Source organism: uncultured Bacteroides sp. (assembly GCF_947632445.1).
Lineage (GTDB): Bacteria > Bacteroidota > Bacteroidia > Bacteroidales > Bacteroidaceae > Bacteroides.
This window is the reverse complement of record NZ_CANRPM010000097.1, coordinates 1-7,110: the sequence shown is the minus strand read 5'-3', so window position 1 is coordinate 7,110 and position 7,110 is coordinate 1. Positions and strand designations below refer to the sequence as shown.

The following is a 7,110-nucleotide window of genomic DNA, read 5'->3' as shown; positions in this document are numbered from 1 at the left end:
CTACGGTGTCTCTGAGTTGGGGCCGACGTAAAGCCGGTGCGGGAGTTGGTTACTGCTAAAAGGATAAAAATCGGCCCCTGTGGCCCGCCTGCAATGGGGGAGTACTCCTGACGCAATACGAACGCGCCGGGACTTACAGGAAGTTCGGATAAATGTTGTTTATCAGTATGTTACGGGTGGAGTGGGGTAGAAGCTGATGTTTGTTTGCGGAAGGTAGGACGGAATGTCCGGGCACGCTACGCGGTCGCCTCTCACAGGTAGATAGTCGGAGAGACGAACGCCAATTTCAACTTTTACGGCTGCAAAGATAGCGAAACCGAACGAAATACAAAATTAAAAACGGCCTTTTTCAAGATAAAAAACGATTTTTTTTTCAAGTTATGTCGAATGGGTGGAACGTATGATAAATTCTTCAGTCGGGATTCTTGTTTTCTTCAATATATAACCATCAAAATATGAAACCGATTGGAAAAGTTAAATAGGAGCTGATTTAATTCCGACAACGGGTTCTATACTATATTATTTATGGTGCAGAAACTTTCTTTTTACTATATTGTAATTGTCATTTGTAAGTCAAAAAGAGTTTATTTGGCAAGACTTCCGTGTGAGACGTTTTTTCGAATTCAAAAAGCGGCCAAAAAAGTGCCAACCCTCTTGTGTATCGCGTCGGAAGTTGTATCTTTGCATGTGATTAAAATCAAAGTAAAAAACGAAACGCTGAACATGATAAAGAAAGTCGTCATAACCCTTTGGATCCTGCTGGTCGTCGTGCTGCTGGCATGCGTGCTGATATTTACCTCCATCTCGAAAGGCTGGATAGGTTACATGCCGCCCGTCGAAGACTTGGAGAATCCCAACTACAAGTTTGCCACGCAGGTCTTTTCGGCCGACGGCAAGACGCTGGGCACATACTCTTACAGCAAAGAGAACCGCGTCTATGTGGGCTATCAGGATTTGTCACCCCACATTATCAACGCCCTTATAGCTACCGAGGATGTGCGTTTTATCGAGCATTCGGGCATCGACGTCAAGGCCCTGTTCCGAGCCGTGGTAAAGCGTGGTCTTTTCTTCCAGAAGAACGCCGGCGGTGGCAGTACCATCACCCAGCAGCTGTCCAAGCAGCTCTATTCGCCCAGTGCGGAGAATACTGTGGAGCGTCTCTTCCAGAAACCCATCGAGTGGGTCATCGCCGTGAAACTGGAGCGTTACTATACGAAGGAAGAAATCCTGACGATGTATCTCAACAAGTTCGACTTCCTGAACAATGCTGTTGGCGTGAAGACCGCCGCTTACACCTACTTCGGGTGCGACCCCAAGGATCTCAAGATTGAGGAAGCCGCTACGCTGGTGGGCATGTGCAAAAATCCCTCGCTCTTCAACCCGGTACGCCGGGCTGAACGCACTCGCGGACGCCGCAACGTGGTGCTTGCCCAGATGCACAAGGCGGGCTACCTGACCGAGGCCCAGCGTGACTCCCTGCAAGCTCTGCCCTTGAAGCTGAAGTACAACCGCGTGGATCACAAGGAAGGCCCTGCACCTTATTTCCGCGAGTATCTGCGTACAGTGCTGACGGCAAAGAGGCCTGTCAAGTCCGAATATCGCAGCTGGCAGATGCAGAAGTACTACGAAGACTCGCTCGATTGGGAGACAAACCCGCTGTACGGCTGGTGCGAAAAGAACACCCGGAAAGATGGCAAGAAGTATAACCTCTACACCGACGGATTGAAAATATACACCACTATCGACTCGCGTATGCAGAAGTATGCCGAAGAGGCTGTGACCGAGCACCTCAAAGAGTTGCAGGGCTATTTCTTCAAGGAGAAGAAAGGTCGCAAAAAGGCTCCCTATAGTTTCCGCCTTACCCAAGAGCAGGTCGATGAAATCCTGTTGCGCAATATTCGTCAGTCCGACCGCTATCGGCTGATGAAGAAAAGCGGAACTTCCGAGGCCGAAATCATGAAGGCCTTCAACACTCCGCAGGAGATGTCGGTCTTCAGTTGGGCAGGCGAAGTGGACACCGTGCTGACACCGCTCGACTCCATCCGCTACTACAAGCATTTCCTGCGTGCAGGCTTCCTGTCGATGAATCCCCGCAACGGACATGTACTGGCCTATGTGGGTGGTCCCAACTATCACTACTTTCAGTATGACATGGCTATGGTGGGCCGCCGTCAGATTGGTTCTACCATGAAGCCTTACGTCTATGCCCTGGCTATGGAGAACGGCTTCTCGCCCTGCGACGAGGCACGCCACGTGTCCTACACCCTGCTTGACGAGAACGGTATCCCTTGGACGCCCCGCAACGCCAACGACAAGCGCATCGGCGAGATGGTAACCCTGAAGTGGGGCTTAGCCAATTCCGACAACTGGATTACTGCTTACCTCATGAGCAAGCTCAACCCCTACGAACTGAAACGCCTGGTGCAGACTTTCGGCGTGCGCAATCTTGAAATTGTGCCCAGTGTGTCGCTCTGCCTCGGCCCCTGTGAAATATCCGTAGCCGAGATGGTGAGCGCCTACACCGCCTTCCCCAATCGCGGTATCCGCGTGGCTCCACTGCTCGTGACCCGCATCGAGGACAACGAGGGCAATGTGCTGGCCACTTTCTCGCCCGATATGAACGAAGTCATCAGCACATCCAGCGCCTATAAGATGCTCGTCATGCTGCGTGCTGTCATCAACGAAGGTACCGGCGGCCGCGTGCGTCGTCTGGGCATCAAGGCCGACATGGGCGGCAAGACGGGTACCACCAACTACAACGCTGACGGCTGGTTCATGGGCTTCACTCCCTCGCTCGTTTCGGGCTGCTGGGTGGGCGGAGAAGATCGAGATATCCACTTCGACACCATGCTTCACGGACAGGGAGCCTCTATGGCCCTGCCCATCTGGACAAAATACATGAACAAAGTCTATGCCGACAAGGCCTTGGGCTATGACGAGACCGAGACTTTCCAATTGCCGGAGAACTATGATCCGTGCAAGGACAATGGAGAGATATATGAGGAAGTGGACGAACCGACGCCCGACATGGGACTGGATGACTTGTTCAACTGACGCCGCCTGATGGAGTACCTGATAAGCATCGGTAGCAACGAAGGTCGCCGTCAGAACATGCTTCTGGCACGTAGGCGCTTGTCGGAACTCTTTGCCGACATTCGTTTTTCCTGCGAAGAAGAGACTGCTCCCTTGTATCTGCATCGCTCTTGCTTGTTCTCCAACCAGGTGGCCTGCTTCCATTCCGACCTTTGTGCCGACGAGGTGCGTGCCTGTCTGAAGGGCATCGAACGCGAGGCAGGCAGGCTGCTTGAGGACAAACTGCGCGAAATAGTGCGGCTCGATCTCGACATCTTGTCCTACGACGGGCGGGTACTGAAGCCTGCCGACATGGAGCGTGTCTACGTTCGCCATGGGCTTAAAGAATTAATGAACAAAGAATAATGGAGAATTCTCAATGATCAATTCTCCATTTCATTTTAAATACGATGATAGACAGAACCCTCCAACCCGAAATAAAAAGGCCTGGGCGTCTGACAGTGCAGGCTCCCGAACGAATAACCCTGCCCAATGGCATCGTCCTGAACGTACTCAACGCAGGCGATAACGAGGTGGTGCGCATTGATATCCTGATGGCAGGCGGTCGTTGGCATCAGAGCCAGCCCTTGCAGGCTTTGTTCACCAACCGTATGTTGCGCGAAGGCACACGTCGCTACACCGCCGCTCAGATAGCCGAACGTCTGGATTACTATGGCGCGTGGCTCGACCTTTCAAGTGTTTCGGAGTATGCTTTCGTCACCCTCTATTCGCTCAACAAATACCTGCCTCAAACGCTCGACGTGCTGGAGAGCCTGGTCAAGGAACCGCTCTTCCCCGACGACGAACTGGCTACGGTGGTGGAGAACAATGTCCAGCAGTTCAAGGTGAATATGCAGAAGGTGGACTTCCTGGCTCATCGAGGGCTGATGGAAACCCTCTATGGCGCAGGACATCCCAGTGGCCGGATGGTGGTCGAGGCCGACTACCGCCGCATTACGTCCGATGTGCTGCGCGAGTTCTACAATCGCCACTATCATGCAGGCAACTGCTCGATATACGTGGCCGGCAAGGTGACGGACGAATGCCTGCGGCGGCTGGAAACCCGCTTTGGGACGGACCATTTCGGTGCCTCCACTCGTCAGACAGAGCCTGTGCACTTTGAACCGACTCCATCAGACGGCCGCCGCGTGTTCATCGAGCGGCCCGAAGCCATGCAGAGTGCCGTCAGGATTGGGATGCTGACTATTCCCTGCCACCATCCCGAATATCAGAAGCTGCGCGTGCTGGTCACTGTCTTGGGAGGCTATTTTGGCAGCCGCCTGATGTCGAACATCCGCGAGGAGAAAGGCTACACCTATGGCATTTCAGCAGGGCTTGTTTCCTGTCCTGACAGCAGCGCGCTGTTCATTTCTTCCGAAACGGCCAACGAATACGTGGAGCCTCTTATCGGCGAAGTCTTCTACGAGATGGATCGCCTCTGCCATGAACCTGTGGGAGACGAAGAACTCTCCATGGTAAAGAACTACATGCTGGGCGAGCTATGCCGCAACTATGAATCGGCCTTCTCCCTTTCCGATGCCTGGATTTACCTTCAGACTTCCCGTCTGCCGGCCACTTATTTTGAAGAAGTACAGGAAGCTATCAGTCAGGTCACGGCTGCGGAACTGCTCTATCTGGCGCAAAAATATTTATGCAAAGAGAATTTAAAAGAAGTGGTGTCCGGTAAAAAAATGTCCTAAAAATCAGCAGAGCCTTCTCTGCGATTGGGTGATAAGTTATATCTTTGTGAATTATAAAAAAGTAAAGAAATTGTTCAGTATGAGAATAAATGGTCTATATATAGCACTTGTATGTTTCTGTCTCTCCCAGGGGGCTGTGGCGCAGAGCAAGGGAGGCTTCTTTAGCAAGTTGAAAGGGGCGCTTTCTTCGGAAGTAAAGATCGGTACCTATACTTTCAAGGACGGTTCCGTCTACAACGGCGAGATGAAAGGCCACAAACCAAATGGGAAAGGGAAAACCGTTTTCAAGTCGGGTGATACCTATGAAGGCGAATACGAGAAAGGGAAGCGCCAGGGCTATGGTGTCTATATCTTCTCTGACGGGGAACGTTACGAAGGACAATGGTATCAGGACCAGCAGCACGGAAAGGGTATTTACTATTTTCTGAACAACAACCGCTATGAAGGTATGTGGTATCAAGACTTCCAAAGCGGCGAAGGTACCATGTACTACTACAACGGTGATGTCTACGAAGGAAACTGGCAGAACGACAAGCGAGAAGGACAGGGTTCCTACACGTGGAAGAACGGTTCGAAATATACAGGCTCGTGGCAGAACGACAAGAAAAACGGAACGGGAATCCTCGTGTGGAACGATGGCAGCCGTTACAAAGGCCAATGGGAGGACGACTTCCGTAGCGGTGAAGGAACGTTTGAATATGCCAATGGCGATAAGTACACGGGTGAATGGAAAGAGGACATGCAACACGGCAAAGGCATTTATACTTTCTATACAGGCGACCGCTACGAAGGTTCCTACGTGCAGGGCGAGCGTACAGGCGAAGGCATCTACATTCATGCCAACGGCGACAAGTATGTGGGTGGTTTTATGAACGGCCGTCAGCATGGCAAGGGAACATTCACGTGGGCCAATGGTAGTGTCTACGACGGCGATTGGACTGACAACGAACGGAATGGCTATGGTGTCTACAAGTGGAACAATGGCGACTCTTACGAGGGCGAATGGAAACACAATCAGTTCGACGGGCAGGGCAAGCTGAAGATGGCGGACGGAACACACTACGAAGGCGGATTTGCCAACGGGTTGGAAGAAGGGAAAGGCATCCAAACCGACAAAGATGGAAATACGGCTGAAGGTGTCTTCAAGCAAGGCAAGAAAGACGGCCTTTTTGTGGAGAAAGACAAGAATGGCAAGCTGATCCGTCAGATAACCTACAAGATGGGGCGTATCGCCTCCAACAACTGATTTATCAACAGGAAGCCTGCTTTGAAATAGAAAGGGTTGCATCCATACAACAGAAAGATGCAACCCTTTATTATTTGTTGACTGTTCGTTTCAGCTTAGATCAGATATTGTGAACTGATGGATTCGTTGTTCACTACTCGTTTGATGGTTTCGGCAAACATGTCGGCGATGCTGAGTTGTTTTACTTTCGCACATTTCTTGGAGTAGGGGATACTGTCGGTAAACACCATCTCTGTCAGGCCGGATTCTTGTACGCGGAACGAAGCGGGATCGGACATTACGCAATGGCTGGCAATGGCGCGCACGGATTTGGCGCCTGCGGCCAGCATGATGTTGGCTGCTTTGGTGATGGTACCTGCCGTGTCCACGATGTCGTCCACTAAGACAACGTTCTTGTCTTTTACGTTACCGATGATCTGCATAGAGGCAACTTCGTTGGCTTTCTCGCGCGACTTGTTGCAAAGTACCAAGGGAACATTCAGGTATTTGGAGAACGTGCTGGCACGCTTTGAACCTCCTACGTCGGGCGTAGCGATAACCAAGTCTTCCAGATTGAGCGACTGGATGTAGGGCAGGAATACGGCCGATGCATACAAGTGGTCTACAGGGATGTCGAAGAAACCTTGGATTTGGTCAGCATGCAGGTCCATCGTGATCAGGCGGTCGATACCAGCTACAGAGAGCAGGTCAGCTACCAATTTAGCTCCGATGGAAACACGTGGCTTGTCTTTTCTGTCTTGTCGGGCCCAGCCGAAGTAGGGTACTACGGCATTGATGGTTTTGGCCGATGCACGCTTGGCAGCGTCAACCATCAGCAGCAGTTCCATCAGGTTGTCCGAATTGGGAAACGTGGACTGAACCAGAAAAACATTTGCTCCGCGGATGGATTCTTCGTAAGATACGGCAAACTCACCGTCGGCAAAGTGGGTGATGTTCATTTGTCCCAGCGGGCAATTTAGACTTGCGCAGATTTTTTCTGCAAGGTATCTCGAATTTGTTCCTGAGAATACCATAAATGGTGCTTTTTCGCTCATTGTATTATGAATAGAAGTTACCTATTTTGTTATACTTCTGCAAAGGTAGGTATTTCTT

Annotated in this window: 5 protein-coding genes; 4 read left to right on the top strand and 1 reads right to left on the bottom strand. The window is 51.3% G+C overall.

Annotation, left to right across the window (positions count from 1 at the left end; all coding sequences use genetic code 11):
• The first annotated feature begins 723 nt into the window (after window positions 1-723).
• From Q0Z70_RS12590 to Q0Z70_RS12575, 4 genes are all read left to right on the top strand, one after another.
• A complete protein-coding gene (locus Q0Z70_RS12590; protein WP_298075037.1) occupies window positions 724-3,054 on the top strand; it encodes a transglycosylase domain-containing protein in 2,331 nt (776 codons plus the stop codon).
• Between the two features lie 9 nt (window positions 3,055-3,063).
• On the top strand, window positions 3,064-3,438 hold the full coding sequence (locus tag Q0Z70_RS12585) for a 2-amino-4-hydroxy-6-hydroxymethyldihydropteridine diphosphokinase (RefSeq protein ID WP_298075035.1): 375 nt from the start codon (window positions 3,064-3,066) through the stop codon (window positions 3,436-3,438).
• A gap of 44 nt (window positions 3,439-3,482) precedes the next feature.
• Window positions 3,483-4,772: a pitrilysin family protein gene (locus tag Q0Z70_RS12580; protein WP_298075033.1), complete on the top strand. Its 1,290-nt coding sequence runs from the start codon at window positions 3,483-3,485 to the stop codon at window positions 4,770-4,772.
• Window positions 4,773-4,857: 85 nt separating this feature from the next.
• Window positions 4,858-6,018, top strand: coding sequence for a phosphatidylinositol-4-phosphate 5-kinase (locus tag Q0Z70_RS12575; protein WP_298075039.1), 1,161 nt, complete (start codon window positions 4,858-4,860; stop codon window positions 6,016-6,018).
• Between the two features lie 95 nt (window positions 6,019-6,113).
• Here Q0Z70_RS12575 and Q0Z70_RS12570 read toward each other — a convergent pair whose 3' ends face one another.
• Entirely contained in the window at window positions 6,114-7,052 is a 939-nt protein-coding gene (locus tag Q0Z70_RS12570) for a ribose-phosphate pyrophosphokinase (RefSeq protein ID WP_298075031.1), read from the bottom strand.
• Window positions 7,053-7,110: the final 58 nt, after the last annotated feature.